Raw genomic sequence first — 15,458 nt, 5'->3', positions numbered from 1 at the left:
CAAAACAACCAGGAGGTTGGCTTAGAAGCAGCCATCCTTTAAAGAAAGCGTAACAGCTCACTGGTCTAAATAAGAGATCCTGCGGCGAAGATGTAACGGGGCTAAAGTGATGCACCGAAGCTTAGGGTGTGATCGTTTACGATCACGCGGTAGCGGAGCGTTCCGTAGGCCGTTGAAGCGATCTGGTAATGGGTCGTGGAGGTATCGGAAGTGCGAATGCAGACATGAGTAGCGATTAACAGTGTGAGATGCACTGTCGCCGAAATTCCAAGGGTTCCTGCTTAAAGCTAATCTGAGCAGGGTAAGCCGGCCCCTAAGACGAGCCCGAAGGGGGTAGTCGATGGGAACCACGTTAATATTCGTGGGCCTGGAGGTGTGTGACGGATGGTGTAAATGGTCTGGGCTTATTGGATTGCTCCAGGCTGTGAAATCGTCCCAGGAAATAGCCCCTCCGTATAGACCGTACCCTAAACCGACACAGGTGGAATGGTAGAGTATACCAAGGCGTTTGAGAGAAGTATCCTGAAGGAACTCGGCAAATTGCCTCCGTACCTTCGGAAGAAGGAGGCCCCACATAAGCGCAAGCTCTTGTGGGGGGCACAGGCCAGGGGGTAGCGACTGTTTAGCAAAAACACAGGGCTCTGCTAAGTCGGCTTCAAGACGACGTATAGGGCCTGACGCCTGCCCGGTGCCTGAAGGTTAAGAGGAGGTGTGCAAGCACTGAATTGAAGCCCAGGTAAACGGCGGCCGTAACTATAACGGTCCTAAGGTAGCGAAATTCCTTGTCGGGTAAGTTCCGACCTGCACGAATGGCGTAACGACTTCCCCACTGTCTCCAGGATATGCTCAGCGAAATTGAATTCTCCGTGAAGATGCGGAGTACCCGCGGTTAGACGGAAAGACCCCGTGCACCTTTACTGCAACTTCAGAGTGGCATTAGGAAAGAGCTGTGTAGCATAGGTGGGAGGCTTTGAAGCATCGACGCCAGTTGATGTGGAGCCATAGGTGAAATACCACCCTGCTGTTTTCTGATGTCTAACCTCGCACCGTTATCCGGTGCAGGGACCCTCTGTGGTGGGTAGTTTGACTGGGGCGGTCGCCTCCTAAAGAGTAACGGAGGCGCGCGATGGTGGGCTCAGGACGGTTGGAAACCGTCTGTTAGAGTGCAATGGCATAAGCCCGCCTGACTGCGAGACTGACAAGTCGAGCAGAGACGAAAGTCGGTCATAGTGATCCGGTGGTCCCTCGTGGAAGGGCCATCGCTCAACGGATAAAAGGTACGCCGGGGATAACAGGCTGATGATTCCCAAGAGCTCATATCGACGGAATCGTTTGGCACCTCGATGTCGGCTCATCACATCCTGGGGCTGGAGCAGGTCCCAAGGGTTTGGCTGTTCGCCAATTAAAGTGGTACGTGAGCTGGGTTCAGAACGTCGCGAGACAGTTTGGTCCCTATCTGCCGTGGGCGTCGAAATTTGAGAGGAGTTGACCCTAGTACGAGAGGACCGGGTTGAACATACCTCTGGTGTACCTGTCGTCACGCCAGTGGCGCAGCAGGGTAGCTATGTATGGACGGGATAACCGCTGAAAGCATCTAAGCGGGAAGCCTCCCTCAAGATAAGATTTCTTAGGACGGTCGAAGACCACGACCTTGATAGATCGGATGTGGAAGTGGAGTAATCCATGAAGCTAACCGATACTAATTGTCCTATTCGCGCTTAAACGGTTCAGCAATGAACCGCAGAGTCCCACCATCAATGACAGCCCTGGAAACAGGCCGTCAGAACATGGTCGGTTGTTAAGCCAGCTAGATGAATTACAAAAACACCGTGCACGGTATCGATTAAAACCCCCTTATATGCGCCTGCTTCATTGCTTGGTGACCATAGCGTCTGTGACCCACCCGATCCCATCCCGAACTCGGCCGTGAAACCTGACTGCGCCGATGGTACTATTGCTCAAGCACTGGAAGAGTAGGGCGTCGCCAGGCATTGAAGCACGCGCATATCAGGACACAAAAACCCATTCACTTGTTCTTAAAAGGGCGACCCAAAAGGTCGCCCTTTTACCGTTGGTATCGCGGGATGGAGCAGCCCGGTAGCTCGTCAGGCTCATAACCTGAAGGTCGTAGGTTCAAATCCTACTCCCGCAACCATCTGAAATTGCGATACCCCACAGGGGGTCGAAGCCTTCGAAGAACCCGCCCTCGAGGCGGGTTTTTTGCGTTCTATCGCAATCGCGAGGATGCCCGCCAGATCGCCGCGCACGTCGATCTTGAGTTCTCCACCTTCTGGCACCAATATGATCGCGTCGATGAGCGAACGAATGACCTCAGCCGCCTCGAAGCGCTTGTTCTCGTCATCATGCTTCAGGGCCTGATAGAGATTATCAAGCTGAGCCCGATAATGGTGCGCCATATTGGGATGGAGCAGGGGAGGGGGCTCCTGGGCCTGGGCTAGGTCGCGCTCCAGTTCTTTCTTGCGCGCTTCGAGACCTACCATTTTGGCGTTGATCTTGTCTGCGGCGCCGCCGCGCAGGATCAGGTTCACAAGCATATCCAGATCCCGGTCGATCTTTTTGATCTCTGCCTGTGCGCTGGCTATGGCCGCGCCTGCATCGCCCCTTAGCCGATTGGTTTCGCGCGTGAACTCGTCGCAAAACTCGGCAAACAGGGCAGGATCCATCAGATGATGGCGAAGGGCGTGAAGCACGCGCCCTTCCAGACGATCGCGCCGGATATTGAGGCGGTTGTCACAGGTACCCTTGTTCCGGGCTGCCGAGCAGCCCAGCATCATCGCTGAAATCATTGAATATCCGCCGCCGCAGCAACCGCATTGCAACAGGCCGGACAAGAGATATTTCTGGCGGCGGCGATCGCGGAAGTTTGCGGCGCCCACTGAGGGATTTAATTGCTCCACCTGGCAGGATTTTTGCCGCTCCTTGGCATGCTGCCAAAGAGCATCATCGATGATGCGCAGTTCGGGCACGTCCTGAATGATCCATTCGGATTCCGGGTTGGGCCGGGCTTGCCGTTTGCCAGTATCGGGGTCCTTGATGAAGCGTTGCCGATTCCAGACCAGCTTGCCGACATAAAGCTCATTGTTGAGGATGCCGGTGCCGCGCTTGGGATTGCCATTTATGGTGCTAAAGCCCCAGGTGCCGCCGGTCGGTGCCTCGATCCCTTCTTTGTTCAGCTCGGTTGCTATCCGTTTGGCCGATTTGCTAGCGACATAGTCGCGAAAGATGCGCTGGATGACGCTTGCCTGTGCGTCATTGATGGAGCGGTCGCCCCGGATCAGTTCGCCGTTGGGATCGAGCCGTTTGACGACGTCATAGCCATAGCTGTTACCACCGCCCGACTTGCCTTTCTCGACCCGGCCGCGCAGGCCACGCCGCGTCTTGTCGGCGAGATCTTTCAGAAACAGGGCGTTCATCGTACCTTTGAGGCCGATATGTAAATGGGTGATCTCGCCTTCTGACAGGGTGACCATCTTGACGTCACCATAAGCCATCCGCTTGAACAGCCCGGCAATATCCTCCTGATCGCGCGACAGGCGATCCATGGCCTCGGCCAGCACGTAGTTGAAGCGGCCGCGATTGGCGTCTGCGATCAGCGCCTGAATGCCGGGACGCAGTAGCGAAGCGCCTGAAATGGCATGATCGGTATATTCCTCGACAATCTGCCAGCCCTGCTTTTCGGCATGCAGGCGACAGATGCGCAACTGGTCGGCAATGGAGGCGTCACGTTGATTGTCGGAAGAATAGCGGGCGTATAAAGCAACCTTCACGGAACGGAACTCCTCGTCTCAGGAGCGGGTCGTGCGGCGCTCCTCCAGCATCTCCACATACGCCTTCCGCGCAGCACGACGGGCAAGCAGGCGAACCAGCTTGACCAGGCGCGGATCGGGGCCGCTGCCGCAGGAGGCAAGGTTGAGCACCGGCTCATCAGGCCGAGGGAACTGCTGTCGCTCCTGACGGCTACCGGTTGCCATCGTGAGTCCGATTACAGCAGATTGCAAGATAGGTTGGGCTCAGTTCGTCGTGGCTCGACGAATTTTTGGCTCGCGGCTCGACGTCTGCCGAACTCGCAATTAAAACAGACAACGGCCGTCGGTGTTCGACGGGAAAAGGCACTTGGTTCATTTGGCACACCCATAAAAGGGCCTGCCCGCCACAAACCCTATCATGCTGCGGAATGCTCAGCTTTGCAACGGTCTCAGTCTTGCAAAATGTTGCTGGCACCCAGATTGCTGAAATTATTGCTAAGCCAAAAATCGTGACCGAAAAGGGCAACTGCCGACCCTTTGTCGCCGTTCAGCCCCAAATTTTTCGTTCCAGAGTGCGACCGGTCCGCTTTCCCTATATAGAATCCCAAGACTGGACCATTGCGGAGTGACAGTTTACGGGGCGGCGTGCGCGATAAGCGGACGCTCGCCTAGCAGTTCTTCAGCAATTGGTGTGGTGCACAGCCCGACACAGAAATCCTGCCAGACTTCAGACGCTTACTCATACTGATTGATGTACTCCCGTAATGCTCAGTCCTATCGCGCCGTCAACGGTTGCCGATACCGACCTGCAATATTTTCGCAATGTGGCCATTGCCCAATCCGTAACGCAGGCCAGTTTCAATGATCTGGCTGATGGTATCCCAATGCGCCTCTATGCAGGCAATGCAAAGAACGATGGCGTGATCATTCCTGTCGGGGCCGCTCTCCGTCCCTGTCACTACACGCCCGAATGGCTTTTCTAATAGCCAACACATGCGTATCAAATCGTGTATCTGTTGGTTAATCCGGGTCTTTTGCTAAGATCTAATGCTTGATAGCCGATCGTGAGAGGACCGTCTGTGCAGGGAAAAGCCGATCATTTTGTGAGCCGTGCTTCGAACCCCCGTCCTATCGAAGCCATGGGCCTGGATTTCATATTTCCGCAGGAATTTGAAACGACCGTCGAAGCGGCCACAACGGCGATGGGCGCACGGTTTGAAATTCGGCGATTTTACTGGCGAAAGCAGAAGGAAATCATCTTCGAACCGCCGTGCAGCTATTTCGAGCTAACCCGCTTTCCTGCCGTCGGCCGCTATCTCTCCCCCGCCACTGCCGATCTTTCGGAACAGGGAGAGGTGCGCTTCTACCCGGCTGCGCGCGGCTTTCATACGCGCTGGCGGCAGAGTGAACAAAGGTCGCTCTTCTGCCGGATAGACATTCCCGCAATCACCGGACTGCCGATGGAATTGTCCGACCATCAGCTGCGCGACACGATCGACCTGCGCAATGCCCATGTGCGCGCGCTACTACTCCGCGCCGTGCAGGAACTGGCCAGCCCCGGCCTGTGTTCGCAGCTCGTGTTCGATTCAATCAGCGTCGCTCTGGCTGCCGAAATGGTGCAACAATTCGCGAAGGAGATGCCGTCGCGCTTAGCCCGGCGCGGCAAGCTGGACCAGCGCTATCTGCATCGCCTGGCCGCCCGCCTTCGCGAAGAGCCCGGTCGGCTGGACGTGACGCAGCTCGCCGCCGAATGCGGCGTCAGCCCGCGCCATTATGAACGGCTGTTCCGCGCGACGACCGGCGAAAGTCCCGCCGCCTTCTGTCGCCGGCATGTCCTGGCGCTGGCGCACGACCTGCTGGCTGATCGATCGCTGCTGGTGAAGGAGGTCGCCTGGCGCTGCGGCTTCGCCAACACCGCTTCCTTCAGCGTCGCCTTTCGCCAGATAGCGGGCTGCTCGCCGCAACAATATCGTGACAGGCTGTCGTCCAACTAGCCAAGTGATCGGCTCGCACGTCAATTTCCGACACTTGTTGCCGATAGCCGACAGCTTTGACGCAACCTCTTCCCACCACGCGTCGACGCCCCCATTCTATCCATCAGCACGCTCAACGAGAACAGGATGAGGTGAAGATGGCATCGATACTGAGAGAAAACCTTTTCCCCGACGCGGACACATTGCTGGACCGGCATCCGCTCCCCGAATATCTGCGCGAAAATGTGCGACCGGGACTGGTCCAGTTGCTCGCCTCCATGGAGGAAGACCGGGCCCTCAACGCCAATGGCTATGCCCGCGCCCTGCATATCATCGACGATGACCTGTCGCGATTGAAAGCGATCGCTGATGATCGTGCGCGCTATTCCGAAATCGCCAAGGTGGAGATCAAACAGCCGCTGTTCATCCTGGGCCTGCCCCGTTGCGGCACCAGTTTCCTGCACGCGCTGATGGACGGCGATCCGCAGGTCCGCACCCCGTTGATGTGGGAAGTGGCCGAACCCTCGCCGCCGCCCGAAGCCGCGACTGCCGACAAGGACCCGCGCATCGCCCGCTTCGACGAACATCTTCGCGCGCAACTGGGCGCGGATGCCGATGAACTGCTCAAGGCGCATCCGCTGGGCGCGAAGATACCGCAGGAATGCGGGTCGTTCATGACGACCTCCTTCCAGAGCAGCAATCCATGCATGTTCCAGCATCTTCCCCGCTTCTACGACTGGTTCAAGGGCATCGACGCGACCTTCCGCTACGAAGTCCACAAGATGTGGCTGCAACATCTGGGCTGGCGCCATCCGGGCAAGCATTGGGTGCTCAAGATCCAAGAGCATATGTACAAGCTGCCCGCGCTGCGTCAGGTCTATCCCGACGCGATCTTCATCCAGCCGCATCGCGACCCGACCACTGTCATCGCGTCCATCTCGCAACTGATCAGCGTCATCCGCGCGCCCTCCTATGACAATCTGGACCTGCACGCGCTGGGCGCCGAGTTCCTGCAACTATGGTGGGACGGGGTAAAGTGCAGCATGGACTATCGCCGCGCCCATCCCGACCTGCCGATATACGATATGCGCTACAAGGATCTGGTCGCTGACCCGGTATCCACCATCCGCGCCGCCTACCACCATTTCGGCTGGGATTTCACGCCGGAATCGGAAAAGGGCATCCTTGGTTGGCTGGACGACAATCCGGCGGGCAAACATGGTCCACGCAGCTACACGCTGGCCGATTATGGCCTGACGTCGCAGCAAGTGAGCGAAAAGTTCGCCGAATATATCGAAACCTACCATGCCTATATCTGACGCATCCCGCTGGCGGGGCTGGCTGGAACGGATGGTCGGGGCGGACGCCGTCCTTGACCGTCTGGCCGACCCGGCAGACCCCCAGGCGCGGGCGGAGGCCCATCGGTTGCTGTTCGCGATCCTCGCCACCGGCTACCAGACGGCCTTTGCCGATCCCGACCGGCCCGATTTCGTGCCTTCAGTCAGCAGCATATTGAACACAGTCGGGGTCAACCCCGACTTCATCTACGGCGCGGCGCGGATCGACGGCAGCGGCACCTATCGCCTGTCTGGAATGCGCGGCGATGGCGTGTTCGTCTTCCTCGATCTGGTGGCGGGCGGACTGGGTCCGATGGAGGATCTCGGCCCCTCGGTCGGCATGATCGACCTAGACACCTGCACGCTGGGACCGGAAGGCGCGTTCGACATCCTGCTGGGCGGTGAGCGGCCCGATGACCAAGACGGCGACTGGTTCCCGCTTGATCCGCGCGCGATCACCATCGGCCTGCGCCATGCTTATTATGATTGGGGCGTGGGCCGGGAGTTGCGCATCGCCATCGAACGGGTCGATCGTCCCGTCGGCGGCGGGCCGATGATGGTGGCCGAGATCAACCATCGGCTCGACCGCCTGTCCGCCTTCGTCGAACGCTACGCTGCCTTCGCGCTCGGCTATGGCCAGCGGCAACGGGCGCAGGGCTTCGTCAACGCGCTGGAATATGACGACTGGGCCGGTCGCGGCGGCGTCGCCGGGCAGCATTATTATCAGGGCATCTTCCGGCTGGAACCGGGTGAGGCGATGATCATCGACACGGCTGTGCCCGAACAGGTGCGCTACTGGAATGTCCAGCTCAACGATCCGCTGTGGAACACGATCGACTGGATCAACCATCAGAGCAGCCTGAACGCAGGGCAGGCACGGCTGGACGGTGACGGTCGTTTTCGCGCCGTCATCGCGCTCGACGATCCTGGTGTGCCTAACTGGCTGGACCCGGCCGGGCGCAGCGAGGGATCGCTAATGCTCCGCTGGACCGGTGCCAGTTCGGGACCGGAGCCCGTGGTCAAGATCGTGCCAGCGGCCGACATCCGCGCCCACCTTCCCGGCGACACCCCGCTCGTCATGCCGCAACAGCGCGACGCGACGATACGTGCGCGTCAGCGCGGCGCGCAATGGCGCCGCCGCTGGTAAAGCGCTCGACCCCATCCGGCGAAAGGATAGGCAGACCGCCAATGCCGATAGCATCACCGACGAGCACGGCCCGCTCGTCCCGCCAACGCATGTGTGGAAGAGGATCATATTGATGGAGTTCGCCGATAAGGTCGTGCTCATGACCGGCGCAGGCTCGGGGCTTGGTCGCGCGGCCAGCTTGGGCTTCGCGCGTGAAGGCGCGTCCCTTTGCCTGCTTGGCTGCAGCCTCGACAAGCTGCAGGAAACGGCCCGCCAGATCGGCGACGCGGGCGGTCAATGTGTCGAACTGGGCTTCGACCTGGCCGACCCGCAGGGCTGCGCCGACGCCATCGCCGGTGCAATCGCCGCGTTCGGCCAACTGGACGTGCTGTGCAATATCGCTGCCGACGTTATGTTCCATCCTTTGTCGGCCATCACGGCGGAGGAATGGCATCACACCATCGCCTCCAACCTATCAGGACCCTTCTTCCTGATACAGGCGGCCATGCCGTATCTGGTCGAAAGCCATGGCAATATCATGAGTGTGGCATCGACGGCGGGCTTCAAGGGGCAGGCCTATCTGGTCCCCTATAGCGCTTCCAAATTCGGACTGGTGGGAATGACCCTCTCGCTGGCGATGGAAATGATGGACAGCCCCGTGCGGATCAACGTCCTTTCCCCCGGTCCGATGCGGACGGAGATGACGCAGGGCATGACCTTCCCCGACTTCGCCGACCCCAAGCTGCTGGCGCGCTACACCGGCATGCGCCCCGCCTGCCCACCCGAAGATGTGGTGGAGCCACTATTGTTTCTAGCCTCAGACCGGGCGCGACGCGTGCATGGTGCCTGCTGGGCTGTCGATGGCGGGATCATGGCGGGATAGACATCGCTGCTCGAGAAAGAAAAACAGGATAGGATTTCGATCATGGTTGCACAACTGGCGCATCCCACCTCTGCGGACGACATTACCCCCGCCTATCTGACCGCGCTCATGGCCCAGGCCGTTCCGGACGTGCGCATAGCCCAGGTCAGCACGGTAGAGGCCAAGACCTATGGCGAACAGTTCGTGTCGACCGCCGGGCGCGTGGTCGTCGACGTCCGCTATGGCGCGGGTAGCCCCGCCGACCTGCCCACACGGCTGGTGATCAAGGTCGCGCGCGGCGTCGATAAGATATTGGCGCCTCTCTACGAGAATGAGGTCAATTTCTACAATCGCGTCCGCCCCGAACTGGACCTGGAAGCGCCCCGCACTTTCGGCGCGGGATTCGATGCAGATTCGAGCGACTTCGCGATCGTGCTGGAGGATCTGACCCTGCGCGGCGCTACCTTCCCCAATGTGCTGACGCCGGTGGCGCTGGACAGCGTGCGCTCGATCCTGTCGCAACAGGCAAAGCTACATGCCCGCTTCTGGGAAAGCCCGCGCCTGCGCCCGGGCGGCGACCTCGTCTGGGCTGGTAGCCATGTCGAGGGCAAGGTGGCGGACCTGATGATGTTCGGGGCCGAACCGTTGATCCAGCATGAGATCGACACCGTGTCCTTCAAGCGCGAGATGGTGCAGCGGCTACGCACCACCGGCCCAGACCTCCGCAACGGCACCTTCGCGCTGCACCGGCACCAACAGAGCCTGCCGCAGACGCTGGTCGAAGGCGACATGCATATCGGCAACACCTATCTGCTGCCCGATGGATCGGGCGGCCTGCTCGACTGGCAGCTCACTTGTCGCGGGTACCACATGCACGATGTCAGCTATCTTGTGACGACCGCCCTTTCGGTGGAGGACCGCCGCGCCCATGAGAAGGATTTGGTCCGCTTCTATCTCGACCGGCTGGCCGCGGAGGGCGTCGCTAATGTCCCTTCGTTCGAAGACAGTTTAACCGAATTTGGCCGATGCCTGATGTGGGGTGTCTATATCGGCTGGCTGACGACGCCGGTGGTAAATTACGGATGGGAAATCAATGTGATGAATCATTTTCGCCTGACCACTGCATATGAGGATCATGACACTGCGCGGCTGATTGCGGAGATCGCGTAATGCGGGATCTGGATGGCAAGGTCGCGATCGTCACCGGCGCGGGCAACAGCGTCGGCCGCGCCACGGCGATCGACCTGCCGCGGTATTCAGCGAAATGTTCCCTACCTGCCTTCATCCCGTTCGTGCCCGACAAATGCGTTCGCGCCTACAATAACCGCGCCGGGTCTGCCGGAGGCGTTGGATTGTGAATCACGCTGCCATATCGATATTGTTTGCGGCAGCATAATATTGATCTTCGGCTTCGGCGGGCGGGATGTTGCCGATGGGCTCCAGCAGGCGGCGATGGTTGAAGCAGTCGACCCATTCGAGGGCCGCGTATTCCACCGCTTCGAAGGATCGCCAGGCCCAACTTGAACAGTGCTTTTGGAAAAGGCATTTTTGTTCAATGACATGCACGCACCGGCGCGAGTGTTACCACTACATTTTTGGGTTTGGTTGAGCTTGCAGAGGCTCAGGTTCGCGGCGGCAGTTCGCTGATATTGGCCGGCAGCGCGATGCCGGTTGCCTTGAAGACATTCCCCACCTGGCCCGAAACGTGGGTGCGGGTGGTAATGACCTTGCCGTCCTTTTCGATGGTGGCTTCCTGAAGGCGATCGAGATCGTTGAGGAGCGGCTGCCATTCGGGCTGCAAGCCCTTTTCCTGACACAAGCGGGTCAGTTCCTTGGCCAGCGTCAGGGCCAGGAACGAGACAAACACATGGCCGCGGATAGCGGCATCGGACTGATGGAAGATGGGACGGGTATCGAAGCTCGCCTTGGCAACCCGGAACAGGGCCTCGACCTGAAGCAGGTCACGGTAGCGGATGACGGCCTGCAGCGGGGTGATCCGGGCATTGGTGCGCAGCACGCTGATGCCGTCGTAGCGCGCCTCGTCGGCAAGCTTTCCCATGTCGATCTCGAAGGTCTTGCCGCTGGCCTTGAGATAGCGGCGATAGGCTGAGTTACCGACCAGGGCCTTGTCGCCCTTCTTCAGCTGGGTTTGGAGGCCATCGATGATCGCTTGCCGGTCGGCCTTGTCCTTCCTTGCCTCAGCTTCGTTGAGCGTGACGACGTAGCGCTGGGCATCTGCGCCTTTGCCAACGCGCACTTCCTTGACCCACAGCTGGGTGTCTCCTGCCTGTCGCTCGAGGACCAGGGGCACCATCGGAGCAGTGTCGGCAAGCACGACATCGCGGATGACGTTGCTGGTGCGCTCTCGCGCACCCAGGATGTATTCCATCCCCAGCTCTTCAAGGGCGGCGATCGTACCGGCACTGATCATGCCGCGGTCGGCCACGACGCACGAGCGGGTTATCCCAAAGCGGGTACGCAGGCGCGTGACGATGGGCATGAGCACCTTCACGTCGGCCGTGTTGCCCGGGACCATCTCGGTGCAGATCGGACGCCCCTCGGCGTCGATCACCACGGCCAGGATCATCTGGGCAAGCTCGGGCCGGTGGTCCTTGGAATGACCACGCCGACCCAGCGTGTCGCCGCCTGCACCGTAGAACGAGAGCGACGTCGTATCCATGAACACCAGGCTGAGATCAGTGAACAGGTCCCGCCGGCGATCGAACAGCTTCTCCTCGATCACGTCCTTCACACAGCGAGGTGCCAATGCGCCTTCTGTCTTCTCCTCGATCTCCTCGCCGAGCCAGGCCATGGCGCGATAGAAGTGATGAAGGGCAAGATCCTCGCTGCCGTCGATGGCGTAGCTCTCCATCCAGTCCAGGCAGGCTCGGTCCGAGCCGGAGACAAACAGGCGGTGCAGTGTGGCGACAAACACGGCGCGCTCCACGGCAAAGCCGAACTGGCGGCCTTCCAGCACCTCTTCCATTACAGCATCGATGCCAAACCGCTGCCACAGGCGCCCGAACAGCAGCGGACCGCCTATCCGGCGGGCTGCGATCCGGCCTGCATCAATGTCAGACAGAATGACACTGCGTCCCGCGTGACGTGCGATCGAGGCGGCCAGCCTGTCGAGTTCGCCACTGGCGGCCAGCACATCCTTACGGCCCAGAGCCTTGATCGTGCGCTGGCGGACGGCTTTGCCCTCGCGCACGCTCTCGACCAGGTACAGATAGCGGTGCCCGCGCGCGACTCGTTCGACGACATACATAGGCAGGTTGTTACTGCCTGCACCCGTAAAAATAAACCAAGCCGCCAGTCACAGGCAAAATGTTGTTAGCACACCCGGTTTTGCCACCAAATCCACGCCCAGCAATATCAGATACTTACTAGCTCACGTTCTCTGCGTGTTCCGCTGGCACTGTTCAACTTGGGCTAGAGCATCGAGCGTGAAATAAGAATCTAAGGGTTGAACAAACCCGCTGACGTGGGAGATGCGTAGGTATTGGCTGTAATGGCCTCCTGATGAGAAGGTTTGGTCGGTGAGGCCAACCTTTGATGCGTAACCACCTCATCGCTGATACCACAACAGCTGTTAGCCCGCTGCGCCGTCGTATGATCGACTACATGACGTTGCGCAACGCGTAGCCGGCTACCCAGCGTTCCTACCTTCACCCCGTCACGAAGTTCAGTCGTCACTTTGGACATGTGTAAGCGCTAGATCAATCCCACTGGCAGGCGTTAGGCGGCCTGATCGATGACGGCGCGGGCGGTGACGCGGCTATCGACTCAGTTGTAGGGGAGCAGGTTATCGATCGGACCTGTGTCACCGCGCAGGACGATACGGGTGGGGACAGCCAGCCCCGCCCCGGCTTTGCCGACGACGTTCTGAAGCCACACGCCACTTACGAGGCGCGCCAGTCGCAGATCGCACTCGGCTTGGTCACGGCGGAGGAAGGCGTAGCCGTGATTCCGGAGTCGATGCGACGCTCACAGCCTGATGCTGTGCGCTACGTCGAGCTGGTGAACCCCGCCGCATCGCCGATCATCATGAGCCATCGGATCGGCGACTTCTCGCCGGAGATCATCGGCTTCATCCGCATTATTTTGAGCAAATATCATGACTTGGGGTACCCAGTATCTGACGCACCTAGCCCAATCTAATTAGTTATTGAATACACGCGGCCAATAGCGGCCTCAGACGAGCTGTTTGACGTCCGATGTCCCCGCGTCGAAGCTCGGAAGCGGTCAGTCGGCAATGTCCCAATGCAAGCCATTGAGGTAAGCGTGGCAATCAGACTGCATTCCAGATTTGTTGCCATGCAGCAAATTCCGACGGACGGACCAGGTATCGCGCGAAATTGCCCTCATGCAAGCCTAGCAACTCCGTTTCTGCGACCTCGGCAAACTGGTCCTGATCGGCCGTTGGGATGAATTCACGAGACGTCGTGACCAGATGCGCGCGCGTTGCCTGTCGGCTCAAGGCGCCGCGCACAACATCCCGAACGACATCGCGCAACTGTTCCCGATAGCGCAGGCGGAAGGGGTCTGGCTCACCCATTGATTGACGAACGGCGGCGTAGCGCGCTGCGGATCGCTGATAGGCCCAAAGGAATACGTCGCGCAGCAATGTTATGTCGTTGCGTTCATAGACGCCAAGCGTGGCACGCGTGTAAAGGTCGCCTGGAACCTCGGTGAACGACAATGGCGCAAGGTTCGCCCGGATCATGGGTATATTGGCGGCGAGGCGTGATACGCGTTTGTTCACATCGTCAAAGGGCTGAAGATATGGAAGCTGCACCATCATGAAAAAGGCCTGCTCGAATGGATCGTCGATGGCCGCCGCTGTGGCAAGGATTTGATCGAAGCACTCCTCGATGAGACCCGGACCTTCCAGTGGATGAAAAGTTGAACCGTCTATCCCTACGATGATGTGGCGCAGTCGCCCCACCGCGGTCGGGTCGGCTAACAGATTGTTCGCCAATAACGCATGCAGGTTGAGTATCGTATAGCGATTGAACCCGACATCGTTGGCGTTGGCGACGAGAAACTCGATCGCATCCTTATGATTGAGGATCATCTGCGCTTCGCGCGGTCCGCGCCCCTCGGCGGCTTCCCCGAAATCCAGCAGCCGGCGCGTATCGAGCAGCGAATATGTGTTGCCTTCGAGACGGCTGGAATTCCATGCAAGGTCGATAAGCAGCCTGTTCAATATCTGCTTCGCGTAGGTTCCTGCCGCTGCGGCCTCAATCTGCGGCTTGCCGATTGTAGCCAGATGATCGCGCTGCTGCAGGGTCAGATAGAAGGTTTCGTTGGGCCGGTAACGATCCAGAAAGCTGCGTTCATAGCCGACCGGTTGTCGCACCGCGACGGGCTGGCGCACATAGGCAAGGACAGCGCTGCCTTCAGGTGATATCGGGACGATGTCGGCTGGGTCAGGCTGGGCGATGATCTCATCACCATGGTGATATCGGGCTGAACGCCCGTCGCCGGTAAGGCGTAGCCGACCCGCGTCAACCAAGGCGCGAAGACGATATTGGAGGGTGCGACGGGCACCAGGTTCCGCGAGCGCGCCAGTGATCTGCGCTGCTGACGCACCATCCGGGAATTGGGCCAAAGCGGCCTCGATCGCTTGTAGGTCAGCTTCAGGTATTAGTCGTGCCACATCACTTCCTTAGTTGCGCAAAAGATAAATCGCGCAATTAAAAGAGTCAATGCGCAACTAAACGTAGTTGTGCGCAATTTCGCGGGAATTTGCGCAAGCTTGCAAGCGGTGGCCGGGTTATGCTTGGAAGGCGGATCAGGCGGCTCTTTGGATCGGCCCTTCTTGTCATGTTGCTCTCATGCGCTTTGCGAAGATTGGAGCATGGGTGCCTTCCGACCAACCTTTCAGCAATTATCCAAGGGGAGGAGAGGGGGAGGGTGAATGCTCTCATTTTGGGGGCGATTTTTTATCTGCGGAACCCCGGGCGTGATAGTATCGACCAGAAGGAGCATCGCATGAGCGGAACGGATGACAAACCCATTCCAGGTGAACCGCCGCAGACCCCAGATCTGGTAAAGCCTGAAGCAGCACATTGGCTCTGGCGGCCAGCAGCACGAAGGCAGCTGCGATGTCGACCCAACGGAAACTACGCGGCATCGTTCACCTCCGCCGCGACTAACGCGATGAGCCGATCGAAACCTTCGTGCGTTCCCTCGATCCGCTCCGCGCTTGCACCGTTCTTGCCCAGGAAGACGGCTTGTTCGGTGAATTTCATCTGGGTCCGGTTGGCGCGCGGCTTCAGTTCGATGGTCACCAGCGACACGGACATTCTTACGCTGTGAATCGGCGTCGACGCGCGCGCCCCCTCCCATTTTGCCTGCTACTGCTTTGTTTTATCGCCAAAAATGCTC

General features: G+C 59.2%; 13 protein-coding genes, 1 tRNA gene, 2 rRNA genes and 1 pseudogene (1 of these 17 only partly in view). 11 read left to right on the top strand and 6 right to left on the bottom strand.

What is annotated here, in order from left to right:
* The 3 genes from SPBM01_RS17790 to SPBM01_RS17780 form a co-directional block, all read left to right on the top strand.
* A 23S ribosomal RNA gene (locus SPBM01_RS17790) occupies positions 1–1,722 on the top strand (it extends 1,078 nt beyond the left edge of the window).
* A 153-nt stretch (positions 1,723–1,875) separates the two neighbouring features.
* Positions 1,876–1,990: ribosomal RNA gene (gene rrf, locus SPBM01_RS17785) — 5S ribosomal RNA — on the top strand.
* Positions 1,991–2,078: 88 nt separating this feature from the next.
* Positions 2,079–2,155 (top strand) — tRNA-Met (locus SPBM01_RS17780).
* On the opposite strand, the gene SPBM01_RS17775 is transcribed toward SPBM01_RS17780, so the two are convergent.
* Positions 2,112–3,788, bottom strand: a complete 1,677-nt coding sequence (locus SPBM01_RS17775) for a recombinase family protein (protein WP_188065804.1) — start codon at positions 3,786–3,788, stop codon at positions 2,112–2,114. The genes SPBM01_RS17780 and SPBM01_RS17775 overlap by 44 nt on opposite strands.
* A gap of 18 nt (positions 3,789–3,806) precedes the next feature.
* Positions 3,807–3,992 (bottom strand): hypothetical protein, encoded by a 186-nt coding sequence (locus SPBM01_RS17770; RefSeq protein ID WP_188062850.1) that lies wholly within the window; start codon positions 3,990–3,992, stop codon positions 3,807–3,809.
* 539 nt (positions 3,993–4,531) lie between these two features.
* Between SPBM01_RS17770 and SPBM01_RS17765 the strand changes: the two genes are divergently transcribed.
* The 7 genes from SPBM01_RS17765 to SPBM01_RS17735 all read left to right on the top strand — a co-directional run bounded on the left by SPBM01_RS17765 (position 4,532) and on the right by SPBM01_RS17735 (position 10,423).
* Positions 4,532–4,750 (top strand): hypothetical protein, encoded by a 219-nt coding sequence (locus tag SPBM01_RS17765; RefSeq protein ID WP_188062849.1) that lies wholly within the window; start codon positions 4,532–4,534, stop codon positions 4,748–4,750.
* 156 nt (positions 4,751–4,906) lie between these two features.
* A complete protein-coding gene (locus tag SPBM01_RS22020) occupies positions 4,907–5,761 on the top strand; it encodes an AraC family transcriptional regulator (protein ID WP_262504252.1) in 855 nt (284 codons plus the stop codon).
* A gap of 137 nt (positions 5,762–5,898) precedes the next feature.
* Positions 5,899–7,059, top strand: coding sequence for a sulfotransferase family protein (locus tag SPBM01_RS17755; RefSeq protein ID WP_188062848.1), 1,161 nt, complete (start codon positions 5,899–5,901; stop codon positions 7,057–7,059).
* Positions 7,046–8,224: a hypothetical protein gene (locus SPBM01_RS17750; RefSeq protein ID WP_262504251.1), complete on the top strand. Its 1,179-nt coding sequence runs from the start codon at positions 7,046–7,048 to the stop codon at positions 8,222–8,224. Before SPBM01_RS17755 ends, SPBM01_RS17750 begins: the two co-directional genes overlap by 14 nt.
* Before the next feature lie 112 nt (positions 8,225–8,336).
* The gene (locus tag SPBM01_RS17745) at positions 8,337–9,086 is read left to right on the top strand and encodes an SDR family NAD(P)-dependent oxidoreductase (protein WP_188062847.1); all 750 of its coding nucleotides are present in this window, start codon (positions 8,337–8,339) and stop codon (positions 9,084–9,086) included.
* 42 nt (positions 9,087–9,128) lie between these two features.
* The gene (locus tag SPBM01_RS17740) at positions 9,129–10,235 is read left to right on the top strand and encodes a phosphotransferase (protein ID WP_188062846.1); all 1,107 of its coding nucleotides are present in this window, start codon (positions 9,129–9,131) and stop codon (positions 10,233–10,235) included.
* Entirely contained in the window at positions 10,235–10,423 is a 189-nt protein-coding gene (locus SPBM01_RS17735; protein WP_188062845.1) for a hypothetical protein, read from the top strand. The genes SPBM01_RS17740 and SPBM01_RS17735 overlap by 1 nt, the downstream gene beginning before the upstream one ends.
* 1 nt (position 10,424) lies before the next feature.
* Here the strand turns inward: SPBM01_RS17735 and SPBM01_RS17730 are convergent.
* A pseudogene (locus SPBM01_RS17730) lies at positions 10,425–10,577 on the bottom strand (IS3 family transposase); the annotation flags it as partial.
* Between the two features lie 109 nt (positions 10,578–10,686).
* Positions 10,687–12,333: an IS1634 family transposase gene (locus tag SPBM01_RS17725; protein ID WP_188062844.1), complete on the bottom strand. Its 1,647-nt coding sequence runs from the start codon at positions 12,331–12,333 to the stop codon at positions 10,687–10,689.
* 479 nt (positions 12,334–12,812) lie between these two features.
* Here SPBM01_RS17725 and SPBM01_RS17720 point away from each other — a divergent pair, with 479 nt between their 5' ends.
* Positions 12,813–13,226 (top strand): LysR substrate-binding domain-containing protein, encoded by a 414-nt coding sequence (locus SPBM01_RS17720; RefSeq protein WP_188065801.1) that lies wholly within the window; start codon positions 12,813–12,815, stop codon positions 13,224–13,226.
* Between the two features lie 130 nt (positions 13,227–13,356).
* On the opposite strand, the gene SPBM01_RS17715 is transcribed toward SPBM01_RS17720, so the two are convergent.
* Together SPBM01_RS17715 and SPBM01_RS17710 are read right to left on the bottom strand one after the other, a co-directional pair.
* Positions 13,357–14,727 carry a Fic family protein gene (locus tag SPBM01_RS17715; RefSeq protein ID WP_188062843.1) on the bottom strand — a complete coding sequence of 457 codons (1,371 nt, stop codon included), beginning with the start codon at positions 14,725–14,727 and terminating at the stop codon, positions 13,357–13,359.
* A 466-nt stretch (positions 14,728–15,193) separates the two neighbouring features.
* Positions 15,194–15,370, bottom strand: coding sequence for a hypothetical protein (locus tag SPBM01_RS17710; RefSeq protein WP_223177736.1), 177 nt, complete (start codon positions 15,368–15,370; stop codon positions 15,194–15,196).
* Positions 15,371–15,458: the final 88 nt, after the last annotated feature.

Origin of the sequence: Sphingobium sp. KCTC 72723 (genome assembly GCF_014280435.1) — a bacterium.
In the GTDB taxonomy this organism is placed as follows: domain Bacteria; phylum Pseudomonadota; class Alphaproteobacteria; order Sphingomonadales; family Sphingomonadaceae; genus Sphingobium.
This window is presented reverse-complemented; position numbering and strand designations above follow the sequence as displayed.